The organism is Caballeronia udeis (assembly GCF_001544555.2).
Lineage (GTDB): Bacteria > Pseudomonadota > Gammaproteobacteria > Burkholderiales > Burkholderiaceae > Caballeronia > Caballeronia udeis.
On the sequence record NZ_FCOK02000005.1, the window covers coordinates 88,147 to 110,814 of the forward strand.

The 22,668-nt window shown below is 59.6% G+C and carries 18 protein-coding genes; 10 read left to right on the forward strand and 8 right to left on the reverse strand.

What is annotated here, in order from left to right; genetic code table 11:
• The first annotated feature begins 25 nt into the window (after positions 1-25).
• On the forward strand, positions 26-826 hold the full coding sequence (locus tag AWB69_RS05800) for a hypothetical protein (protein WP_062083129.1): 801 nt from the start codon (positions 26-28) through the stop codon (positions 824-826).
• 501 nt (positions 827-1,327) lie between these two features.
• Positions 1,328-2,443: an alanine dehydrogenase gene (gene ald, locus AWB69_RS05810; protein WP_062083133.1), complete on the forward strand. Its 1,116-nt coding sequence runs from the start codon at positions 1,328-1,330 to the stop codon at positions 2,441-2,443.
• A gap of 114 nt (positions 2,444-2,557) precedes the next feature.
• Here ald and AWB69_RS05815 read toward each other — a convergent pair whose 3' ends face one another.
• The 3 genes from AWB69_RS05815 to AWB69_RS05835 form a co-directional block, all read right to left on the reverse strand.
• On the reverse strand, positions 2,558-4,879 hold the full coding sequence (locus tag AWB69_RS05815) for a hypothetical protein (RefSeq protein ID WP_062083136.1): 2,322 nt from the start codon (positions 4,877-4,879) through the stop codon (positions 2,558-2,560).
• 1,256 nt (positions 4,880-6,135) lie between these two features.
• A complete protein-coding gene (locus tag AWB69_RS05830; RefSeq protein ID WP_197500182.1) occupies positions 6,136-6,735 on the reverse strand; it encodes a GNAT family N-acetyltransferase in 600 nt (199 codons plus the stop codon).
• A gap of 125 nt (positions 6,736-6,860) precedes the next feature.
• The gene (locus AWB69_RS05835) at positions 6,861-7,730 is read right to left on the reverse strand and encodes an alpha/beta hydrolase (RefSeq protein WP_197500174.1); all 870 of its coding nucleotides are present in this window, start codon (positions 7,728-7,730) and stop codon (positions 6,861-6,863) included.
• 540 nt (positions 7,731-8,270) lie between these two features.
• Here AWB69_RS05835 and AWB69_RS05840 point away from each other — a divergent pair.
• From AWB69_RS05840 to AWB69_RS05850, 3 genes are all read left to right on the forward strand, one after another.
• Positions 8,271-9,365: a glycosyltransferase family 4 protein gene (locus AWB69_RS05840; protein ID WP_062083144.1), complete on the forward strand. Its 1,095-nt coding sequence runs from the start codon at positions 8,271-8,273 to the stop codon at positions 9,363-9,365.
• Positions 9,366-9,406: 41 nt separating this feature from the next.
• Positions 9,407-10,204 (forward strand): polysaccharide deacetylase family protein, encoded by a 798-nt coding sequence (locus tag AWB69_RS05845; RefSeq protein ID WP_062083147.1) that lies wholly within the window; start codon positions 9,407-9,409, stop codon positions 10,202-10,204.
• A 78-nt stretch (positions 10,205-10,282) separates the two neighbouring features.
• Complete coding sequence (locus tag AWB69_RS05850; protein ID WP_156528752.1) at positions 10,283-10,915, forward strand: hypothetical protein; 633 nt, start codon at positions 10,283-10,285, stop codon at positions 10,913-10,915.
• A gap of 37 nt (positions 10,916-10,952) precedes the next feature.
• Here the strand turns inward: AWB69_RS05850 and AWB69_RS05855 are convergent, their stop codons facing one another.
• Positions 10,953-11,513: a DUF4337 domain-containing protein gene (locus AWB69_RS05855; RefSeq protein ID WP_062083150.1), complete on the reverse strand. Its 561-nt coding sequence runs from the start codon at positions 11,511-11,513 to the stop codon at positions 10,953-10,955.
• A 371-nt stretch (positions 11,514-11,884) separates the two neighbouring features.
• Entirely contained in the window at positions 11,885-14,074 is a 2,190-nt protein-coding gene (locus tag AWB69_RS05860) for a DUF6600 domain-containing protein (protein WP_156528753.1), read from the reverse strand.
• 765 nt (positions 14,075-14,839) lie between these two features.
• Between AWB69_RS05860 and AWB69_RS05865 the strand changes: the two genes are divergently transcribed.
• The 3 genes from AWB69_RS05865 (at position 14,840) to AWB69_RS05875 (ending at position 16,911) form a co-directional block, all read left to right on the forward strand.
• The gene (locus AWB69_RS05865; RefSeq protein WP_062083154.1) at positions 14,840-15,493 is read left to right on the forward strand and encodes a helix-turn-helix transcriptional regulator; all 654 of its coding nucleotides are present in this window, start codon (positions 14,840-14,842) and stop codon (positions 15,491-15,493) included.
• A 245-nt stretch (positions 15,494-15,738) separates the two neighbouring features.
• Entirely contained in the window at positions 15,739-16,383 is a 645-nt protein-coding gene (locus AWB69_RS05870) for an MAPEG family protein (RefSeq protein ID WP_062083156.1), read from the forward strand.
• 135 nt (positions 16,384-16,518) lie between these two features.
• Positions 16,519-16,911, forward strand: a complete 393-nt coding sequence (locus AWB69_RS05875) for a VOC family protein (protein ID WP_062083158.1) — start codon at positions 16,519-16,521, stop codon at positions 16,909-16,911.
• A gap of 24 nt (positions 16,912-16,935) precedes the next feature.
• Here the strand turns inward: AWB69_RS05875 and AWB69_RS05880 are convergent, their stop codons facing one another.
• A complete protein-coding gene (locus AWB69_RS05880) occupies positions 16,936-17,370 on the reverse strand; it encodes an NlpC/P60 family protein (RefSeq protein WP_231936993.1) in 435 nt (144 codons plus the stop codon).
• A gap of 79 nt (positions 17,371-17,449) precedes the next feature.
• Positions 17,450-18,904 carry an MFS transporter gene (locus AWB69_RS05885; RefSeq protein ID WP_062083163.1) on the reverse strand — a complete coding sequence of 485 codons (1,455 nt, stop codon included), beginning with the start codon at positions 18,902-18,904 and terminating at the stop codon, positions 17,450-17,452.
• A 480-nt stretch (positions 18,905-19,384) separates the two neighbouring features.
• Here AWB69_RS05885 and AWB69_RS05895 point away from each other — a divergent pair, with 480 nt between their 5' ends.
• The gene (locus AWB69_RS05895) at positions 19,385-19,690 is read left to right on the forward strand and encodes an NIPSNAP family protein (RefSeq protein WP_062083168.1); all 306 of its coding nucleotides are present in this window, start codon (positions 19,385-19,387) and stop codon (positions 19,688-19,690) included.
• Positions 19,691-19,834: 144 nt separating this feature from the next.
• Here AWB69_RS05895 and AWB69_RS05900 read toward each other — a convergent pair whose 3' ends face one another.
• On the reverse strand, positions 19,835-20,971 hold the full coding sequence (locus AWB69_RS05900) for a porin (protein WP_062083365.1): 1,137 nt from the start codon (positions 20,969-20,971) through the stop codon (positions 19,835-19,837).
• A 1,312-nt stretch (positions 20,972-22,283) separates the two neighbouring features.
• Between AWB69_RS05900 and AWB69_RS05905 the strand changes: the two genes are divergently transcribed.
• Positions 22,284-22,652, forward strand: coding sequence for a hypothetical protein (locus AWB69_RS05905; protein WP_156528754.1), 369 nt, complete (start codon positions 22,284-22,286; stop codon positions 22,650-22,652).
• Positions 22,653-22,668 lie beyond the last annotated feature (16 nt).

Consider the following 22,668-nt stretch of genomic DNA (forward strand, 5'->3'; position numbering starts at 1 on the left):
CGGTTTTAAATCCGCCTGGCTTGCCATGCTCGCGCTAAAGCTGACGCTGGTCCCCCTCTTTCTCCTCGTCGTTTCCATGTCGGGTAAATGGTGGGGTCCCACTATCGCCGGCTGGCTTGCAGGATTGCCCTTTGTTGCCGGGCCTATCCTGTTCCTGCTGGTCCTGGCTCACGGACCGGTTTTCGGAGCGCATGCGGCGACCTTGTCGCTGTCCGCCATACTCGCCTCCGAAGCATTCAACTTCGCCTATGCATGGACCTGCCGGTCGCGGTCCTGGCCCATTGCGCTGACGGCTGGATTGGCAAGCTGGCTTGTAGCGGCAATAGCCCTGGCTTCCATGCCGGCATCGCCAGCCTGGGCTATGGCAGCCGCACTCATTGCCGTCGCATTTGGACAAACGTTTCTCCCTCGCAGCAATGCCATTGCCCGCGTTGCCCCGCTTAGCCGTAACGATCTCACCGGACGCATGATTGCCGGCGCGGCGCTAACCGTCGCGGTCACCACGCTGTCGTCTGCGCTTGGGCCGAAATGGAGCGGTCTTCTTGCAGTGTTCCCGCTATTGGGGATCGTGCTTTCTGTCTCGTCTCATCGGGCGCATGGCCCTGACTTCGTGGTGTCGCTTTTGCGCGGCATGGTGCTTGGCCGGTTTTCATTCGCCGCGTTCTGCCTATGCCTTATTTTCACCCTTCCCAGACAAGCGGCTTCGCTTGCGTTCATCGAGGCAGCAATCCTTGCCATGGCAGTCCAATGGACCACTAAGCACCTCGCGCATGCGCAACATGCGCGTACGGGCGAGGCGTTGACGGTACCGGCATCGCGAGAGTGATGCCGTGCCTCTCTTCCTGCTCGTCGCAACGGGTTTGGATCCCTGAGTCGGCTCGCGCCTTGCTTTCAATCAGCAAGAATCCGGCGTCGCAACCATGAATGTCCCAGAGCAAAAACATGGGTTCGACGGTCGCTCAGATCGGATTAGCCGGAAATTCGTCGTGCCGGAAGATTCGAAGACGCAAGCCGCGAATGCCATTGCGTGCGGACCGGCGCGGACAGGAAACGCACCGGATGTCTCATGGAAAACCCCGGCTCATTCATCGTCCTGGGACATCAGTTTGCGATCACACTGGACGGTATCCTGGATCAGCAGTAGCGTCGCGGCAAGACGCAAAAGTATCTTGCATGGGACACCGTCAATGCGGCGGCGGGTGCCCTGGCTTGCAGTAGTACCGCCCTTGGCGGCTGCGGAGACGCCTGGTATCCGCGTGCAAGGGTTCGCCCGGGCGTCCATGGCCGCGGACGCCGGCAACTGGCCTTCTCTGGAGGAGAGTCAATCATGCATGTCGGTCTGCCTAAAGAAATCAAGAACCATGAATATCGGGTCGGGCTGACGCCCGCGGGGGTTCGTGAGCTGGTGTCCCACGGGCACGAAGTTGTCGTCCAGACAGCAGCGGGCGCGGAGATCGGTTTATCGGACGATGCCTACAAGGCTGCGGGCGCCACTGTGGTCGACACAGCGCAAGAGGTCTTCGCGGGTGCGGAGATGATCATCAAGGTGAAGGAGCCCCAACCCGCCGAATGCGCGATGCTGCGCGCGGGGCAAATTCTCTATACGTACCTGCATCTGGCGCCCGACCCGGAGCAGACACGCGCACTAGTCGACTCCAAGGCGGTATGCATTGCTTACGAGACCATCACCGGTCCGGGCGGCGGCTTGCCGCTGCTTGCTCCCATGAGCGAAGTCGCTGGCCGCATGTCGATCCAGGCAGGCGCGGCGCATCTGGAGAAATCGAAGGGAGGGATGGCGTTGCTGCTTGGCGGTGTGCCCGGGGTGGCCCCCGCGCATGTGGTGATCATCGGTGCCGGCGTGGTCGGGACCAACGCGTTGCAGATTGCGGTGGGCATGGGCGCCCGCGTGACGATAATCGACAAGAACATCGATCGTCTGCGTGCACTGGACCTGATCTACGGGAACCGCGTCACCACGCTGTGCTCGAACGCGCAGACGATCGAGGATTCGACGCACGCCGCCGATCTCCTGATCGGTGGCGTGCTTATCCCCGGCGCCGCCGCGCCGAAGCTCGTGACCCGCGACATGATTTCGCATATGAAGCCGGGCGCGGTTGTTGTCGACGTCGCCATTGATCAGGGCGGTTGCTTCGAGACGTCCCGGCCCACCACGCATACCGATCCGACTTTCGTCGTAGACAACGTCGTGCATTACTGCGTGGCCAACATGCCGGGCGCGGTGGCGCGAACCTCGACCTTCGCTCTCACGAACGCGACGATCGGGCACGCGCTGGCGATTGCGGACAAAGGCTGGCGGCGCGCGTTGTCCCATGATTCACACCTGCGGGCCGGCTTGAACGTGTGCGAGGGACATGTCACCTACAAGGCCGTTGCGCGCGCCCTTGGTTATACCTACGTGCCGGCAGAAAGCCTGCTCACCTGATCCTGAGCGGAAACGATAAAAGCCAATGCCTCGCGTTCAACCGCGAGGCATTGGCTTTTTGCTAACGGGCGGCTCTTGCTGGCAGCGGCCCATCAGGCGTGCTTGCAACTTGCGTTACTGACCCGTGTAGCCAACCGGAACCGTAGAGTTGGCCTTGGCAACCGTCGCATTGCTCGAGACGATGTATTGCGGGACTTCGGTCAGCGTCAGCGTCACTTTGCCGTTGGTATAGGGCAGCGTGCTGACATTGCCGTAACCGTCGATCTCCGTCACGTTGCCCGATGCGCCTGCAGCGTCCACCTGAAGCGAGTAGGTCGTCGAGTAGGTCTGGCTATACAGTCCGCCCGATGCCGGCCATTGCGCATTGCTGTGCGCCCACAATGCCGTCACAACCTTGCCGTTACCGAGTTGCTGGAACGCATAGGCAAAGGTCCCGGCGGGCGTACCCGTCACGCGGCCAAGCGTGTTGGTGCCGTCGAGTGCGCGGGTCATCGTGGCGAATGCCAGTGCTTCGGGCTTCGGTGACAGGTTCGATGCACCGTACGCGCCCTGGGCGTCGTTCAGGTCAAAGAACGTACCGTAGCCGACTTCGCCCGGATAGTCCGAACCATAGAACAGCGTGGTCACTTGCGCGCCGCCGCCTAGCATGATGATGTGCGAGCGCACGCCAACAGCCGCTTGAGCAAACAACTGGTTCTGCGACGGTGACGTAGGTCCGTAGTTGATGCCCGGATCGTAGCTGGTGCCCGCTTCGGTGGCGAACAGTTTCATGTTCGGCTTGCCGGCTTGCATGATGGCGCGCAACTGGGTCACCTGGTTGTCGAGCGCGTTGGCCTGGTTAGCCGGGTTCGGATCCGAGTCCTGCAATTCAGGCGGATGCGCCGGATAGGTTCCTGCGTTCCAGTAACCATGTGTCGATATCGCGTCGACATAGTTCCACAAACCCATTGCACCATAGGTTTGCAGGTAACCCCCCGTGCAAGCGGTGGGGCAATTGGCCGGGAAGGGGTTGGTCGGACCCATCACGACGGCGTTCGGATCGGTCGAGTGCAAGCCCTGATAAGCGGCCTTGTACATCGCGACGAAATTCGCGTTGCTGTCCATCCAACCTGGTTCCCACGTCACCTGGTAGTAGTTGCTCTGCTGGTTCGGATAGTTCGCGGCACGGATCAGACTCGTGTCGGTACCCACGCGGCCCATGTAGTTCTGGAACTCGGTCATGTTCGACGGCGCATAGGCCATGTCGTTGAACTGACCCGACTTCGAATCCCATGCCGGCAGTCCGTCAAGACGCACAATGCGCATCTGATCGGGGTTTTGCTTGTAGAACGGGTCCAGGTCGCTCACGCTCGGCGTATAGGTGTTGGGGCCATTCGGCTCCATGGCAGACACTTCGCGATCGTCAATGGTCCAGGAAATTCCGAGGTCGTGCAGCGCATTGATGTTGTCGTTGAAACCCTGCATGCCGAAACGGTGCTGGTCCTGATGCGCATACGTGACCGTACCAAGCACAGACGCGAGGTTGGGCAACACGCCGAATGTTGCAATGCCCATGGGACGCGTGCCCAGGTTCGGCAACGTGCCGCCGTTGGACTGCAACGTGGCCGTGATCGAGCCGTAGCCCGACCATGTCGATTTGCACGACATCGTGGCGGTCTGCGCGCCGGACTTCACGGCGAAGCTGCCCTGCGTCTTGATCGCGCCGTTCGCGTCGGCAATCGACCAGATGACCGTGTCCGCGTTCGGCGCGTTGGTCGTGACCGCTACGCTGAATGCCGTGTTATTCGGGAAGATCCGCATGCCGTCGGTTGTCAGTGTATCGGCGCTGATCAACCCATTAGTGCTACCGCCTGCCGTTTGTGTAGGCGAGCCGCATGAAATGGCCGAAGCAGCCGGGGTCGGCGTGGTAGCCGGCGGCGTGGTTGCGGGCGGCGTGGTAGCTGGCGGAGTCGTCACCGGGGTGGTAGTCGCCGGCGGAGTCGTCACCGGGGTGGTGGTCGCCGGCGGAGTCGTCACCGGGGTGGTGGTCGCCGGCGGAGTCGTCACCGGGGTGGTGGTCGCTGGCGGAGTCGTCACCGGGGTGGTAGTCGCCGGCGGAGTCGTCACCGGCTTCGTGGTCGATGCCAGGCTGACCCAGCACGATTTTCCATAGCCGTAAGCCGGATCGGTCTGCGAGACAGCGCCGACATAACAGCCGACCCCGTTCGTGAAGGTGCGCGGGCTGGTCAACATGGTAGTCGGCGAGTTGGGCGGAACCGAGCCAAACACCACGGAACCCTTGCCGGAAAACGTGCAGTTGTCATTCTCACTCCCGCAGAACGTGTATTTCACGCCGCTGACAGTGATGGTGCTGCTTTGCGCCTGGGCGTTGCCGGCACCCAGGAAAGCAAGTGTCGTTGCGACCGAAATCGGAAGTAGTCTTAAATATTTCATCATAGTCCCTGTTGTACCGCTACAAGTATTCCCCGAGGATCGACAAGATCGACCGGAGTCGTCCCGCGTTCGCGTTTTTTGTGGAGCTAAGAGATTTGACCGGGGGGATGGTGCTGATCACTGTCGTGCTGCAAGAACGGCGCCCTTGGACATGTCAATGCCGAACGCGCGCGTGACTTCGCGGGTTCCCGGTTGGCCAAGACTCTCGTGTCTGGAGAACCGGCTAATTACATGAAATAGCGCTTCATATAGTCTGTCATCCTAATTAATGGCGAATTTATCCCGCCTGTCTTGATAAGGTCACAAAGACAGGAAACTGGGTTTGCTTCGAGGAATCCGGCCAGGCTACATCGTCCTGCTGTCACATGTCCGGCTGCGGCTGGACCGCGCGCGTGCTTATCCCCCGCCCGAAGGTTTCATCAACCTCTACGGAACGGACGTCAGCCGCCGCACGCTGCATCTTCAGCAACGCAACAATTGTTGGTTTCGCTTAAATCGTTTGCATACCTATTTATAAAATTTGAAATCACGCCCATGTAATCGAAACGAGGTACAGCCCTGATGGATGACGGCAAGCCTCACCCATCCGTGCTTCGGCTCACCTCTTCCGGTCGCCTTGGCGCCGCGCGCGTGACTACTCGCAGGGCGCAGAAACGCGCGCCCTGGCCGGAGACGTCATGCCGTGGAAACAACGGGTTATCCCAGACAACAAGCTGCGTCAATGCTGCACCGCGATATCCGTCCGCGGAGCATTCGCGCAGGTTTCGCGCGTTGAAAGCAGCGATCAATTCCATATCAGTCAATGCTTCTGAGATGGAAATCCTCTTTCAGCGGCCTGGTATTAGTTACAGTCCGCTTTGGATGGACGAATTATATTCGCAAAAAAACGTTTCATCCGTGTAACGTTCGCAAAGACTCGGAAATAAGTAATAGTTCCTCACACGTTATGCACTGAACGGCCACTATCCCAGAAGTGGCGAAAACACAGAATTTTTCTCTCAATTTTGTGCGCGAAAACGAACGAATCATTATTTAACTGATTGGAATCGTATGACGTTACCTTTTGTTAATATTTGGGGTAAATATAACCGAATCACTTTGCGATATTAATTTTGAAAAGCTGACGTGGCTGAATATTATCGTTATATTAATTAAAGCCTACTAGTTTCTTTCATATTTAATATGGCTTTCGGAATGACACGAGGTTAACGGCGAAGCATTTTGCTGCGCTGCATAATCTGCTGCCGGCCGGTCAGGTTTTATTTCAAGCGCATCTTCTGCTGCAGTAATGCTTTTACCTCCGGCCACTCAGAATCAATGATGCTGAACCGCACCGAGTTGCGCTTGCGGCCATCGGGCATGATGCGCTCGTGACGGACAATGCCTTCCTGCTTTGCGCCAATCCGCAGGATCGCCGCCCGGGATTTTTCGTTGAACTCGTCTGTGGTGAATTGAACGCGCACGGCGTTCATGGCTTCGAACGCGTGGGTCAGGAGAAGGTACTTCGCTTCCGTGTTGACACCCGAGCGTTGCACCGAGGCGCTCAGCCAGGAGTGACCAATTTCGAGCTTTCTATTAACGCGATCGATCTTCCAGAACCGGGTGCTGCCCACCACCTGTCCGGTCTCGCACTTAACGATGACAAACGGCATCACCGTGCCCGCTTGCCGGCCTGCAAGCGCAGTGGCAATGTATTGCCCCGCGGTCTCCGGACCGGGAACGACCGTCACCGTCATGGCCCACAATTCACCATCTGACGCGGCGGCCACCAGCGCCTCCTGATGCGATGACCGCAGAGGACGAAGCTCGATGGTGGGACCGGTCAGCGCAGGTTGGTCATCACGGGAAGCGTCAGGGATCATGGCCGGCAACTTTGTTTTTTGAAGGCCTCAATCATAAGTTAAACCTGGAGCACGGATTACGGTTTGGGGCAATCGCGGCGACCCAGCGTGCGTTCACCTTGCGTTGCCGATACCCCTTCAAATCAAGGCCGGTTTTGCGTTTGCTGCATCCAGTCCACAATGCCATTGACTACCTTTTCTTCTATTCCGTAGTAGCCGTGCGGGGTCAGGGAGCCGCAGTCATCCTGGGTACGTTGCTCGCCACCGCTGACGGTCATGACTGTTGTCGGAGCGCGGCGGATCGATCGCGCGATTGACTGCGCCATGGAAGGCGGTGCGACCTTGCATCTGTCATCCACGTTTGCGACAACAAGCGAAGGCACGCGGACATCGTCGGGATGTGCATCGAAAACTGTTTCGTGAGAACCACCGAGAATGGACACGGACTCGGTCAGTATCAGGCCGGCAAGCTGCGTTCTTCCGGCATGGGATGCAGCGTTCACGGCGGCAATGGAACCTTGGCTGGTACCGAGCACCCATACAGGGGCATTTGCCTGCCTACGCGCAAACTCAATGATCTTTTTCGTTACCTCTGCGTACGCGGCGCTACTGCGCTGCCCTCGCATGGACTGGTGATCCAGCGCATCGACCAGCACGATCCCATAACCCCGGTCACGCCAGAGATCGTCCGAGCGCACGACGAAATTCTTCGCATTCTTGACGCGCCCGCTCTTCTCTATGTCGATCTCGCCGGTGCCCCCCGGAAACATCACGATGATGCCTTTTGTTTCGCGCCGGGCAGCGGAATACATGACCCGCTGGAAACCTCCGCCTTGCAAAGGCAGGTCTTCCACCACGCCATCACCGGTCGACGACACCTCCATGGCCTGAGCACTGTCCGGCGAGGAGCGATGCAGCGCCAGTTCATGTGCGAAGACGCGGGGGCCGGAAACACAGCACATGGCTGCAAGCGCCATGCGCAATAGAAGGTGATGCGGCCTGGCTTCAAACATTCAACGCTCCTGTCAGGCCAAGAAGCCCAAGTGATTTTTCCCGGGCTCCGACTTGATCGACCAGGAAAGCGCACAGCGTACAAAGCGCTGGTCGGAATGTAAAATATATTCTATCGGCTACTGCCATATTGATTGCATATGCCTGTGTGAATCCAGATCCGACGTCGCCTTGCCCGGCCAACCTCACGGTGCCGCAACGACCTTTCCTAGAACACTAAGTTCAATTGCTTACAGCCGTGTCCTCGATTGAGCTTCCTCAGGCAGCGGAATTCCGTTCTGACTCCGAATTAATTCACGTGGGCTACCTGCGCTCTTTATGCGTCCATTCGATCAGGATGGCGTCAGAATAAACGTCTGAACAATCCGCAAACGTTTGTATTTCTGCCCGTATTCAGTCTGGTCAGGCGTAGTCCGGGTAAGGCTTTGTAACGTCTACGCGGCCGTCGAGTTTTTTTGAATTCGACTACATTTTTCTCGGATTATTACTATATATTACGACCACTACAGGATGTTTACGCATTGTCGGGGAGCAGCGAACAGATGAAAGCATTACGCATATTGCACAGCGAGTCGTCAGGCGGCTGGGGCGGCCAGGAGCACAGGACGCTCAAGGAAATGATCGTATTGCGCGCCCGGGGCCACGCTGTGGAGGTCGTCTGTCCTGTTGGTGCCCGCCTCGGCCTACGTGCGAAAGAGGAAGGTTTCACCGTCCACCACGCGAGGATGAAAAGCGGCGCGGACGTATCGTCCATGTTGACCGTCAAGTCGCTGCTGACCCGCCGCAAGTTCGACGTTCTCAACACGCATAGCGGCCATGACAGTATTGTTGCGGGAACTGCCGGGCGGCTCGCCGGCACGCCGCTCGTGGTCCGCACGCGCCACCTCGCCCTGCCCATCAGTTCGCTTGCCACCTACACATGGATTCCGCATCGCGTCATTGCAGTGAGCCGGCATGTGCGCGAGTACCTGATCTCAGCGGGTGTATCGAAGAGCCGCGTTGAAACCATCTATGACGGCATCGTCAAGCCGCCGGCGCTTTCGCACTCCACGTTGCGTGATGAACTCGGGCTCGGCGCAGACGCGATCATCGCGGGCATGGTCGCCATCGTGCGCGATAAAAAGGGCCATGAGGATCTGATCGATGCGGTCCGGCCCATGCTCACTGAACGTCCGAACCTGCATGTCGTGATGGCCGGCGACGGGCCCTGGTTCGACAAGATCAAGAATATTGTCAACGGGTTCGGGATCAGCGATCGGGTCCATCTGCTGGGCTTTCGCACGGACATTCCGAATGTGCTGCGGGGCTGCGATTTCTTCGTGCTGCCCACGCATCAGGAAGCATTGGGGCAGTCGTATATTGAAGCGATGGCGGCGGGCTTGCCGGTCATCGGCACGAACGTCGATGGCGTGCCGGAACTGATCACCCACGGCGTGAACGGCCTGCTTGTGCCGCCCCATGACATCGAGGCGCTGCGAGCGGCCATTGCCCGCCTGATCGACCACCCGAGGCTGCGTGCGCAACTCGGCGTGGCAGGACGTCTCCTGACCGACGCCAGCTTCACGGTCGACGGCATGGCTGACGAAACCATCGACTTCTACGAGCGCGGCATCAGCGAACGGCGGCTTCACGCGTGAGAGAGCGAGGGAAAGCGCAAGCGCATGCGGTGCCGGTTCTGATGTATCACCACATCAGCACGTCGCCAGGAATGATCACGGTTTCGCCCGAACGCTTTGCGGCCCAGATGGCTTATCTCGCGCAAGCGGGTTACCGGACCGTGGGGGCCGCGCAATTGAGCGCGTATCTGGCCGGCGGGTCGTTGCCGGCCAAATCGATCGTGCTGACCTTCGACGACGGTTATCTCGACAACTGGGTGCATGCCCATCCGGTGCTGCAGCGGCACGACTTTACCGCGCTGTGCTTCCTGGTCACGAGCTGGCCCGGCGACGGAGCACCGCGCGTTCACGCGCACTCAGGCGGCGAGCTGCCTGAGTTGCTCAGTCATCACGAAGGTGATCTCGCTATCGAGAACGGGGAAGCAGATCGCACTATCCTGCGATGGTCCGAGATCGACGCGATGCGTCGCGCCGGGACGTTCGAATTTCACAGCCATACGCACAGTCATGTGCGCTGGGATAAGGTCGCCCGCAACCGCGAAGAGAAATGTGCGTCGCTGCGGCGCGACCTCCTGACTGCGCGGGCGGCGCTCGAGACGCGTATAGGCGAAGCATCCGACCACCTTTGCTGGCCCCACGGCTTTTACGACGACGACTACCGGCAAGTCGCTCGCGAAGCCGGCTTCCGACACTTCTATACGTGCGAGATGGGTCCCAACATTCGCGGAACTGAAGAAGCCGGCGAACGCTCGATTTATCGGCTTGAAGTGCGTGACCGTCCGGCGTCGTGGCTCGCATCCAGATTGTGGGTGCATAGCCGGCCAACCCTCAGCCGCGCTTATCTTGCAGTGAAGCGATAACGAGCGATTGGTTGCCTGATGGATGCCGGGCCGGGAATTGCTAGAATCGCGGCTCAAACGCAACGTGGCCAACCACTCATGAAAAATTGCAGCCGCCCGCCGTCAGGCGTTCTATCGCTGGTGCTCGCCATCACGGTGCTTGCGTCGATGCCGGCCTGCGCCGCCGGCGACACGGTTGAAACGATCGTCATGGTCCGTCACGGAGAAAAACCCGCCGCCGGGCTCGGACAGCTCAGTTGCCAGGGGCTGAACCGTGCGCTCGCGTTGCCTCGGGTCATCGAAAGTAAATACGGCAAGCCGGACTTCATTTTTGCGCCTGATCCGGCCAGGCAAAAGAACGATAGCGGCACGAAGTATGACTATGTCCGCCCCCTGGCGACGATCGAACCGACGGCGATTTATTTTGGTCTGCCGGTCAACGCATCGATTGGATTTTCCAGGACCGACGACCTGCATGCGACCCTGCTCTCACCACAATACAAAAGCAGCCTGGTGGTAGTCGCTTGGGAACACAAGATTATCGAGGCGCTTGCCCGCAAGATTGTCAGCGACGCCGGCGGCGACGCGGCGAGCGTGCCTCATTGGGCGAGCACGGATTACGACAGCATCTACGTGCTGCGTATTACGCAAAACGAAGACAAGGTCAAAGCGGCCTTTAGCGTTGAACATGAAGGCCTGAACCATCGTGCCGCGACGTGTCCGGGCGCCTAGCTAACCCCACGCCAGGTAGGCGAACAAGTGCGCTGGTTCAGATATTCAGGAACCCGAGAATCGACACGCCGATACCCGCGACACCCGCCAGGCCCGCAACAACAAACAATTTGCGGCTGCCCGTGAGCGATGTGATTGCCGCAAGCGAAATGGCCACGTTGAGTAACGCGAGCGCCTGACCGAACATGTGTTGCGGATGCCCCTTGCGCTCGGATTGCAGGTTCGCTTCTTCCACCTGCTTTTCCATGTCGTGCGCCTTGGCCTGGATCTCTTTCTTCCTAAGCTCGTATTTGGCGATCTGGTCGCGGTAGTACGCCTGCTTGTCCGGGCCCGACAATTCAGCGGCAAGCTCCATCAGATGTCCCTTGCTGGATTGCGCCTGATACAGGTTCCATTCGTCGCTGGTCTTGCTTTGCAACAGCACGGCGTCGTTCTTGAACAGCAGGGACTGCGTTTGCAAGACCCCTTCCTCGTAGTGCAAAAGACCCGCGAGCGCCGCGAGAATGGCGGTGAACACGGCAACCCAGCGGGATAGCGGATCACCCGAATGCGCTGCATGCTCAACCGCATGCTCATGGGGGGCGTTTTCAGTCGACATGGCTCTGGTTTCCATCATTAAGGCTGGTTATTCGCGTGGCAACGGGGTTTGACACGAGGGTCCCGCAAGGCAAGGACGGGTGCCCTGACAGGAAGTCCGGGATTATCGCAGCGCTTGACCGGTCGACAAAAAACCTTTAGCACTGGAGATCAGGAAAAAACTTGATCGGGCTGCGCGTGGTGTTTGTCTGCAAGCTTTTACCGACTCGATGCCTGTCGCTAGCTAACTGTCACTAAGCACTTAGCGCGCTTAGCGTTTAGCGACACACGTGGCGCCTTCCTCGCTTCACAACACGCGTACAGCGAACGGCAGCCGGTCATGCTCGTTGAGGCGAATAAAACCGGCTGCCTGGCCATCAGCAGATCATCCGTTCAATTCGAATGCTCGTCGTGATGCTCATTACCCTTGGGTGCTGGCGGATGCGGTTCAGGACGCGGAGGCTCCGCCCGATGCGCTTCCTGGTGAACCGGCGGACGCGCAGGCTGTGGCCTTTCCTGCTGTGGCCTTTCCTGCTGTGGCCTTTCCTGCTGTGGCCTTTCCTGCTGTGGCCTTTCCTGCTGCGGTCTTTCCTGCTGCGGTCTTTCCACATGAGACACCGGCGGCTCGACCGGACGCGCATGCTCCTCTGCACGAGGCGCCGCTGCCGGCGCGGCATGCTGTTGCTGAACGTTCGGCTCGCGCATGGCTTGCTCTTGCCGGGGGACTTGCGGCTCGTTCTGAGCCGGACGCCCTGCATGGACCGCAGGCTCGTGGCCGGCGCTTTCGCCCGGCGGCCGTGGCGCGCCATTTTCAGCGGCTACAGGTGCCCGCTGCTGCTGCACAGGTTCAGCAGGACGCACAGCTTGCGGCGCACGCGCTTCTTCGCGCGGAGCATTCGCTTGAACGTTCCCGGCAGGCGCGCCTTGCGCTCCGACAGGACGGGCTTGCGCCCGGTTCACCAGCCGATAGCCTTGCGGCGACGGCGCCGCGGACGCACCACGGTTCAGCGGACGCACGAAGGCTGCGGGTACGGTCGTGCGCACGATCGGCTCACCCGCGCCGGCAACACGCCCGCCGCTGCCGGCGAAGTGTTGCGCGAGCGTGTCGCGGTAGGCGGCAGGAACAACCGGTGCGCGGGTAGCAACGACTTGACGTTGCATGGCCATCGCGGGCGCGCCTACAGAAGCGGTGCGCATCCCGCCCGTGAAGCTGCCGCGTACCGGTGCGATAGCGGCTGTGCCTGCCCCGATCTGCGCGCCGCTGATTTGTTGCGCTGTCAGCCTGCGCGATGCCTGCGCCACCTGCTGGCCATGCACGAACGTATCCGCCGGCACGGCCGTAATAGCGCCAGGCACTCGCTGGTTGATATAGGTGTTGTGAATGTTCGTGATGTTGTTGATGATGGTCGTGTTGTGTACATTCGTGATGTTCACATTGTTGACCCGGTTGTAGTAGCTCGGGCTATAACCCGAGCCCGGATGCCACGGTTCGTGCGGTCCCAATGCAAACCAGGCCACCCCCACGCCCACGGCGCCGCCAATGGCCAGGTCGACACCCCAGTGCCCTCCGCCTCCGCCGCCAACGAACGCGACGAGCGCCGGCGCATACACCGGCTGCGCGACGACAACCGGTCCGGGCACCCATGCCCAGGCATTGCCCAGATACGCCCAGCGGCCATAGTGGAACGGCGCGAAGCCCCAGGGAGCGTCGTCTATCCACGTCCAGCCCCACGGCGCAATCCAGGTCCAATGGCCCTGGTGATAAGGCGCCCATTGCGCAGTTACCGCGACGGTCGGAACCCACACTTCGCCGTAGTTCGGGTCACTGCGCCACGTACCATTCGCATCCAGGTCCTCGTAACCGGGAATTTCCCGCGATACATATCGTGCGGATGCCGAAGCATCTTCTGCACGGTCGCGGCTGATGACCCATTGGTCGAAGGCATCGGGAGCGGGTGCTGGTCCGCCGGCTTGTTGCTGGAGATTCACTCCGGTGAACGTGATCTGCTGGCCCGCGGTCATCTGAAATACACCGCCGTCGCCATAAAGATTGGCGGTGCCGCTTCGCAGCGTCACCGTGGTCGAACTACCGTCGGGTGCGACGTCTACACGAAATTCGCCCGGGCCCGACGCCTGCATCGCGACGTTCGGTGTGTCTATTTCAACAGTCTGCCCGGGGGGCAATGCTCTCACGCGTGTGGACAGCGCGCCCTGCGTGACCTTCAACTGGAGGTTCTTGTCGTCTATGTCGACAATGTTCAACGCGGTCTGCTGACTCAGCCGCAGCGCAGTAGAGCCGACGTGCAGTTCACCTCGCGCGCCAGTGTCTGCCCACAACTGATCGCCGGTGGTGAGCGGACGATTCAGTTCCGCATAAGCCCAGTCGGTTGCACCGGCCGGTTCCATTGTCACGCTGCCGTCGAAGTAGTTGAGACGGGCGACACGGCCCGGGGGATCGATTACAGACGCTGCGGGAGCGGTAGGCGACGGGACGGATTGAGCCCATCCCGGCATGGGGACCACCGCTAACAATGCAATGGCAGAAAGTACGGCTGCATGGGTTCGGCGCAAGCTTACCTTCATGGTGCAACCTCCGGTAGTTTTCAGTTTGTCAGGTTAGCTTCGACCTAAGACACGCACTGTCTAACGCAGGTTTGCCGCCGGTGGATGACACACTTCACATTACATACATTCCGTTGCAAACGATGACGTGACATTTACAAAGAACGAATAGCGGACTTAAGACGCCAGGGCGATCGACCGCAAATAAGCGGGTTGCCAATACTGCTTTATTAACATCTGTAAGGACAGCATCCGCAACCGGTCGATCACCGGCCTGACGCTTATACAGTGTCAGGCCTTTAAAGCAAGAACGCGGTGAATATCCCGCGTATTGGAGTCCTTGTGAACCTTGCTGCCAAGCCAAGTGAAAGGTTTGCTGGCGCATGCAGCAATTGGCGCATTTCACGAGCTTGGTTACATAGCTTCGTATGCCGCTCGCGTCTTTGTAACTCGCCGAGTCACCAAGACCACTAGCGCAGGCGCCACGGCGAAGCTTGCGAACAACCACCAGCAGCGCTTGCAGGACGCACAGCGGCAACAACGTCCAAAAGGCCCGGCGCCAGAACACCGGTCCTGCCTCGCAGCAAGTCGCTCCAGGCTGCGGTGCCCGGCTGATCCACCGGAGGTTGGCCAGTCGAATGGGTCCTCTGGGTGGCAGGGGTGATATGGGGTGTATCGGCAACAGGCATGGGTTTTCCTCGACCTCGACAGTAGGACCGCTTAGGCCTATTATCAAAACATTAGCTTGCATATTAAGCAGGCGCCTCAGATTACACAAGGCGTAACTTGGATAATTCAAGTGGTTTGTCGACTGCGGATCGCATTCTGTTTTTCATCAAGACGAAGGGGCAGGCGTCTACCGCGACCCTGGCCCAAGCCTTCGACATGACCCCCGAGGCTGCCCGCCAGCAGGTACAGAAGCTGGCGGCGTCGGGCTTGATCGAGGGTCAGCAGGAGGCCATAGCGGGCGTGGGCAGGCCGCGCCAGAACTGGGCGCTGACGGAGGCGGGCAACCGCAGGTTCCCGGACACCCATGCGCAGCTGACCGTGCAGTTGATCGGGTCGATCCGGCAGATATTCGGCGAGGACGGAATGGATCGTCTGATTGCGCAGCGCGAGGCGGACTCGCGGGCGCTCTATGCGGCTGCGCGCGCCGGCAGGACGTTGCCGGAGCGGCTGAAACGGCTTGCCGCGCTACGCACCGACGAGGGTTACATGGCGCGGGTGGAACGCGACGGCCATGACTGGCTGCTGATTGAAGACCACTGCCCGATCTGCGCCGCAGCGCGAACTTGCCAGGGGTTTTGCCGCTCGGAGCTGCGCTTGTTTCAGGAGGTGGCGGGAGACGATGCCGCCGCCACGCGCGAGCAGCATCTTCTGGCTGGTGGACACCGGTGCGTTTATCGCATTGTCCCAAATCGATATGCTCAGGATCACTGATCTATTTTCCGCGCGGCGCCGGCCATATCCAGTGCGCGCCGGTCTCAAGCAATCTGTACTCGTAACGCGACAAGTCCTCTGCAGCGGCTAGTTGCAGTCTGGCCTGCCCCGGAATCTCTCGCCGCGTGAAGGCTTGGAGCCAAAACGCTGGAGCCCCGCGCCGCCTGACCGCGGGTTCCGCCGCGTTGACGGGCCGTCAAAAGGCCTTATGCCAACTTCGGCCGCACGGCCTCGGGGAGACAACCATGAAGAAAACCCTTGAATCTGAAGCTGCCGGCGAGATCCGCCGGCATCAATCGACCTTGATCTGGGAAGTCGCAATAGCGTTCCCTGTCACTATTGCGTTGTGGCTTGGCGTTTACTACTTCATGCCGCCGCTTGGCGGCATGGAGGAGCCACTCGCCCGACTTGTGTTCGCTCTAAAATGCAGCTGTTTCGCTATCCTGTTCTGTTTCCTCACAGGCATTGAAGCCGTTGCGCATGAACGCTTGCGTTCGCCGGCAATCGATCCGTTGTCGGGTTATGAAACACGGCGCATGACGATCAACCTGCGCTATCTCCAGAACACGCTCGAACAACTGGTGCTGTTTATCCCCGGACTATTCGCGCTGGCGTTCTACTGCGCCAACGGACACGCAATGCGCGCGGTCGTCGCAACCACGGTGGTCTGGATCGCCACGCGTTTCGCTTTCTGGATCGGATACCACCATGGGTCGCAGCATCGCGCAACAGGCGCTCCCGGCATGATGCAAAGCATGCTGGTTCTCCTTTACGTCTGCGCGAGAATTGGCTACGAAATTGCCGGACCTGCCGGTGCTATCGCTCCGCTGATCGCTTTCGGCTGTGTGGAAGCTGTTCTGGTGCGAACGACGAAGCCGGTGAGTACTTGAACAAGCGCGGTTCCGGCCAAGGCAAAGCCACGACGCCCGGTGGGCTTCGCCACGGCTTGCCAGCGGCCCGCACTGGCCAGATTATGATGCTGCGGCGCCCAGTCGCCCTCACTCACCATCAGAAGGGATGGCCAGATGTTTTCACACGTCCATGTAGGCGTCACCGACCTTGATCGCGCTTTCCGTTTCTACTCGCCGATCATGGAGGCGCTAGGGCTGCCATTGAAATTCCGCGACGATGACAAGCTCTGGGCAGGCTGGGTCGCGGCCGACGCGCCGCGCCCCTTGTTCCTGATCGGAACGCCATTCGATGGAAACGCCGCCAGCCCCGGCAACGGACAAATGACCGCCCTTCTGGCACATGACCGCGATACCGTTGATCTCTGCCACGCCATTGCGCTGTCGCACGGAGGCCGGTGCGATGGGCCGCCGGGCTTGCGGCCGCACTATCACCCGCATTACTACGGTGCGTACTTTCGGGACCCGGACGGAAACAAGATCTGCGTGTGCTGTCACGATCCCGTGTGAGCGGGACATTGATTCATGTGCGTTTTAGTCAGGCCAGCGGTAGCCCAGCACCGACTCCAGCGGGTAGTCAAGCTCGCGTACTTCTCCAAGCTGATTGCCGCCGAAGAGGTAAATGGTTTCGGCGTCGTGGCGAAGATAAAAGCCGACATGCCCGGTCCAGCTAGCAGGATCGTCGCGGGACAAGACAACAACGCACCCGTAAGCCGGCCCGCCGAGGACCCGGCCCCACTCAAGCCACGAACGCGCAAGGGCCGATCCCGTGCCGCGATGCCCGGCTTTTGCAAGGCACCAGTTCACGAACGACGAGCACCATGAGATTTTGTCGTCATAGCCCACCAGATTGGTGTGGCCGTTATATTCGACAATGCGCGGATTACTCTCTCCCGGCCCGAAGCGCCGGACCCCACGCTCGGCGAAAGCCACGGACAACCATGCGGGCGTATCGGTTTCGTTCGCCATACCCAAGATCATTCTTCGCTGTGCGCCTATCTCAAGAGACTACTGCGAGGCCTTCTTCCTCAACTGGCCCATTCGCGTTCTAACCGCCCCTCTGCGACACATTCTGCCGCATCGATCCTCCGCCCACGCTTTGCCCGGCGTCGCGGGCGACCTTGAAGTAGCCCCATACGGAGAGCAGCGTCAGCAACCCGGCGAACAGGAACGCAAGCCGGAAATCGTCGAGCGTGAAATGCATGCCTTCCATGCTCGCCGTCTCGCCGTTAAGCAGCGCGGCGGCCCGCAAGGCCACCGCTCCGTATGCAATACCCAGTCCTATTGTCATCTGTGCAGCCGCACTCCATAACGTGCTCGCGGCGCTCATTTGCGGGGCGCCCACGTCGGCATAAGCAAGGGTGGCAAGCAAGGAAAACTGCATGGAACGCGCCACGCCATAGACAAACACCACGATCAGCACCAAAGCCAGCGGCGACAAAGGCGTAAGGAGGCCGCATATGATGGTGAATATGCCCGCGGTCGCCACGGCGACAATCGACACATACCTGAAGCCGAAGCGCCGCAGGATCCGCGTGGTCAGCGCTTTCATGCCGAGGTTGCCAAGCGCACTGGCAAGCAGCAGCAGGCCCGACTTGAAAGCGGAAAGACCAAAACCTATCTGGAACAGCAGCGGCATCAAGTAAGGCACGGCGCCAATGCCGATACGCGTCAGCGAGCCGGTCAGGACCGTCACCGAATATGTCGGAATCTTCAGCGTCGAAAAGTCGATCAACGGATGCGGATGACCCGCCGCATAACGAACCGCCGCAAAGCCAATCACGAGGCCGGCCAGTACCACGCTGCCCGCGATCCACGGATTGCTGCCGGGCTGGCTGGCCAGTTCGGCGCCGTAGAGGATGGCGGTCAGGGCCGCGCCGCTAAGCACGAGGCCCACTATGTCCAGAGGCTTGCGCTCGGCGCCGCGCAGGTTCGGCACAAGCATGGCGACCGCTATCAACGCACAGATTCCGAACGGCACGTTCAACAGGAATATCCAGCGCCATGAGGCGTACGTGGTGATGAAACCGCCAACGGGCGGCCCGATCACCGGTGCGGCAATAGCCGGCCACGTAATGGTGGAGATGGCCTGCATGAGGCGGCTTTTCTCGGTACTGCGGACCACGATCAGCCGCCCTACCGGGACCATCATTGCGCCGCCCGCTCCCTGCAGCAAACGCGCCGCCGTGAACTCTGCAACTGAATTCGACAAGCCGCACAACACTGAAGCAATCACGAACACGACGATTGCGCTAAAGAACACCGTTCGTGAACCAACGCGGTCCGCCACCCAACCGCTTACCGGAATAAAGATCGCCAGCGCAAGCATGTAGGCGGTCATCCCGATGCTTAGCGCATTCGGGCCGACACCAAATGAACGAGCCATCTGCGGCAACGCGGTTGCAATGACCGTGGTATCCAGATACTCCATGAAGAACGTTCCCGCGACTATGTACGGCAGCCAGCGAGCGGCAGAGGATGTTGGCAACGAACTGTTGCTCATCGATAGTCCCAGGTTTGCAGCGCCAAGGCGCCGGCGACATCGCCTTGAGCGACGTGCAATAGTTGATATTGACGCTGTTTCAGCGCCGATAGATCCAGCGATTACATAAGGCCTTGCGCAAGTGCCCGCTGCGTTTGCTTTGCTTCAGATACACGGTCTGCTCAGCGTTAACCCGCCCGACATTATCGCGTAACACTTGGCGATATGTCTTGGGTCCATGCATCGTGAACGGCCAGTCAGCGCCAAGCCGGATCCATTCTTTCATATTTGAAAGCCTGGCGGTCAAGGGCATTCGCAATTGCATCCCGGTCAGGGAAATCATGACGCACCCATGCCGCGTCGTTGAGCCTTGCCGCGTAGTCGCCAAAGGGATCTGGCTAACTCCAGGCTTCGTTTTCTTTACCGCCCGCCTTGATAAGCGCTTGCTCCCGGCCGGCACGATATTATCCGATCGAACCTCTCTCCCTGAACGGACACACCATGATTACCTGCTACCTGCGCTACGTTATAGACCCGTCGAAACTCGACGAATTCGAGGCCTACGGAAAGATGTGGATTCCACTGGTCGAAAAATTCGGTGGCCAGCACCATGGTTATTTCCTGCCGTCGGAGGGCGCCAGCAATGTTGCCCTGGCGTTGTTCTCGTTTCCAAGCTTGTCGGCCTATGAAGGCTACCGTCAGCAATCGCAGCGTGACCCCGAATGCCAGGCGGCATTCAAGTATGCGGAACAAACGCGGTGCATTGTCAGCTACGAGCGCAGCTTCTTCCGTCCAGTCTTCAGTTAACCGCGCACCAAAAATGAAAAAGCCGGGAGGACTTCCCCGGCTTGTCAAAGCTTCCCGCCAAGTGCACCGCGCTAAGCCGCGGTCTTCCGGCTCATCGTGCCAAAGACCGCATACATCCGCTCAAATGTTCGCTTGGAAGTTCGCTTAGAAGCGGGTACGCAGGCCAATGGTTGCAGCAACCTGGCTATTGGTCGACGAGGCGGTCAACCCGTTGATGTCGGCGGTCAGGCCCGAATCACCCGTACCGTTCACGTGCTGATACACGCCTTGCAGATAAACGTCGGTACGCTTGGACAGCGCGTACGCCGTCTGCAGGGTCACCTGATTGTATTTCGGGCTTACCCCGTCAAGGCTTGCGTTAGTGAACGTGTAGGCACCCGAGAGCGTCCAGGCAGGCGTGAAGTTGTAGCGGCCGTTCACTTCATAGTTGGTAAAGCGCGCACTGCCACCTGCCAGCGCAATGCCGTTTGTCGTACCCGAAGCCGACGCGCCAATACCTGTCAGGTTGTCCAGGTGAGTCTGCGAGAACACAACGCCGACGTTTGCGGCGCCGAACGCATAGTTGACGCCCGCGCCATAGGTGCGTTGACGGCCCGCTGCAAACGTAGCGTCGGAGTTCACCGCGCCGGACGAGTTCAAAGTGGAGCCCGCACTGTTGAGCTGCATGTAGCTGGCGGCGGCGCTCAAAGGACCGTAGTTATACGATGCGCCAAGGCTGTATGCACGGTTGTCCGAGAAACCACCTGCGGCGTTCGAGAAACCATACAAGCCGCCGAACTTGAAGCCGCCGTAGTTGACGCTCTGGTACTTGACCGAGTTGTCGATACGGAACGAGTTGTCGAGGTTGTCGTTGTCGAACGGGTGAGCCGCCTGTGTGCCGCCGAACTGCGTGCCCGTCAGCGCGAGCGGGCCGACATAGTCGACCATTGAGTCGTACTGGCGGCCGAGGGTGATGGCGCCTGCCTGGTCACTCGACAAACCGACGAACGCCTGACGGCCGAACTCCAGGCCATTCTGGCCCAACTTGCCGCTGTCGATATTAAAGCCATTTTCCAACGTGAAGATGGCCTTGAGACCACCACCCAGGTCTTCGGCGCCACGCAGGCCCCAACGGCTGCCGTTAACCTGGCCGCTGGTTGCCTGAACGTTCTTGCTGCCGTCCTGGTTGTTTGTGTAAGTGATGCCCGCGTCGATCAGGCCATAGAGGGTCACGCTGTTCTGAGCGTGTGCCGCTCCGGCAAAGGTGCCTAAGACACCGAGAGCAAGAAGGGATTTCTTCATTTCAAATTCTCCGAAAATACGATTGAGCAACGCGGTCTGCCTGGCCAATTGCCAAGGGCTGCAAACACCGCGATCTCGTCAGATAAACGTGCATCGCTGCGCGCACTGATCGACGTCGACGTGCGTCGGTCAGACGGGCACCATTAAACAGCAGCGATTTGCGAGGGCTGTTGGCAGCGGACAACAAGCATCGTTACCAAGCGTTGCATCCGGCCAAACCCGTAACGCAATAATTTATGAAAGACAGCTCGCCTGGGCGAATGCCGCATGCTCGCAAAGCGTTTTGTGGAAAGGCGTGAGCGGGTGCCCGCGTGCAACGGCCGCGCAAGGCGCGGGACGTGGTCAATAGCCCGACGCGTACCCTACGGTCATGAAGGGGAACATTCTGGAACAATCTGGTGACGCATAAAACGCCGCCAAGCCACGCTTCATACAAGGGGAGAAGACGTCATCGCTCCGGTAATACGCGCTGACGTTCGTAGTGTCCAACAGCATAATCGTTCTATAGTTAAATCAACATGAAACATAAACATGCGATCGTCCTGAAGACGTTGAGCCACTGCTTGTGTGCTTAAGCTTGTCTGCTTAAGCAGGCCTCGCGAAATCCTCACCAAGCATTTCCCTGTGTCTCCCGGCATGACCGCTGCATCCATCAGGCATGCCGTCCTGAACGCTTTTCTCTCAAGAGAAAGCGCGGCTCGCGCATCATGACAAACGCGAACGAAGGCTTTAGGCATAAGCCCGCGCGGCGACCCGACATGCGTCCCCGTTCCACCCGGCTCCGCTGATCCTCTGATGCTCCCCCTATTTCCGGCGAGAAATGCGGTAACGAAGCCGTAACGCACCGCGTCATAGGGCAGGCTACTTTAGTGACTCGTCTAGCGACTTGCACGCGAGGGCAGCAACCATGATGAAACACATCCTATCCGCACAAGTTCTTGCAGCAGTTCTGCGAGCCAGTTCAACGCCTTTGTTTTCGGAAATGCTCGTGGCCATGTCCGCGGGCCGGGAACGCTCGGCTTTCTTTCGCAATACCGGCGCGAATACGGCCACTTTGCGGGGAAGCAGCGCCCGGTAAGGTCAGGCGCTCACTGAGGGAACAGCTTCAAGGAACAACCTCAAGGAACCGCAAGGTAACTCCTTGCCAAGGCCGCCGTCCACCCTTCAATACCTTACACTATAATAAGGATTACAAAATATGCCTCTAGTGAAAGAAAAATTCGATCCCCACAGAAGCCCGGTTCCGGTCGAAGCGGTGGAAAGGAACGATCCGCATGAGCCCATACATGGGTCCGTACATGAGCCCGTGCGAGTGTCTTCCATCGAGCGCATCGAGCTGGAACCCGACGGCCAGCATATGGTTGTGCATAGCGACCGGTCGACCCTGACGTTCCACTACTCGGTATTCCGCGAACTGCTCGCCGTCCTTCCTGCCGCGATCCTGCAGTCAGAGCACATGCTCCAGCGCACGCCGCACATCAACTTCGCGATGGGCTGCGAGGGCTGGGAACTCGGCGCGATCGACAACGGCAAAAGCCTGGTCCTGACGTTTCGCCTTCAGGGCGGCGCCGACATTTCCTTTTGCCTTCCCCGCGAACAAATCCCTCCCATGGTCGACGCGTTGATAGCCGCAGCGCGGCTGGTTCAGATTCCAACGCACGCGAGCGGTCCCTTGCAGTAACCAGCTGGCGCAACGC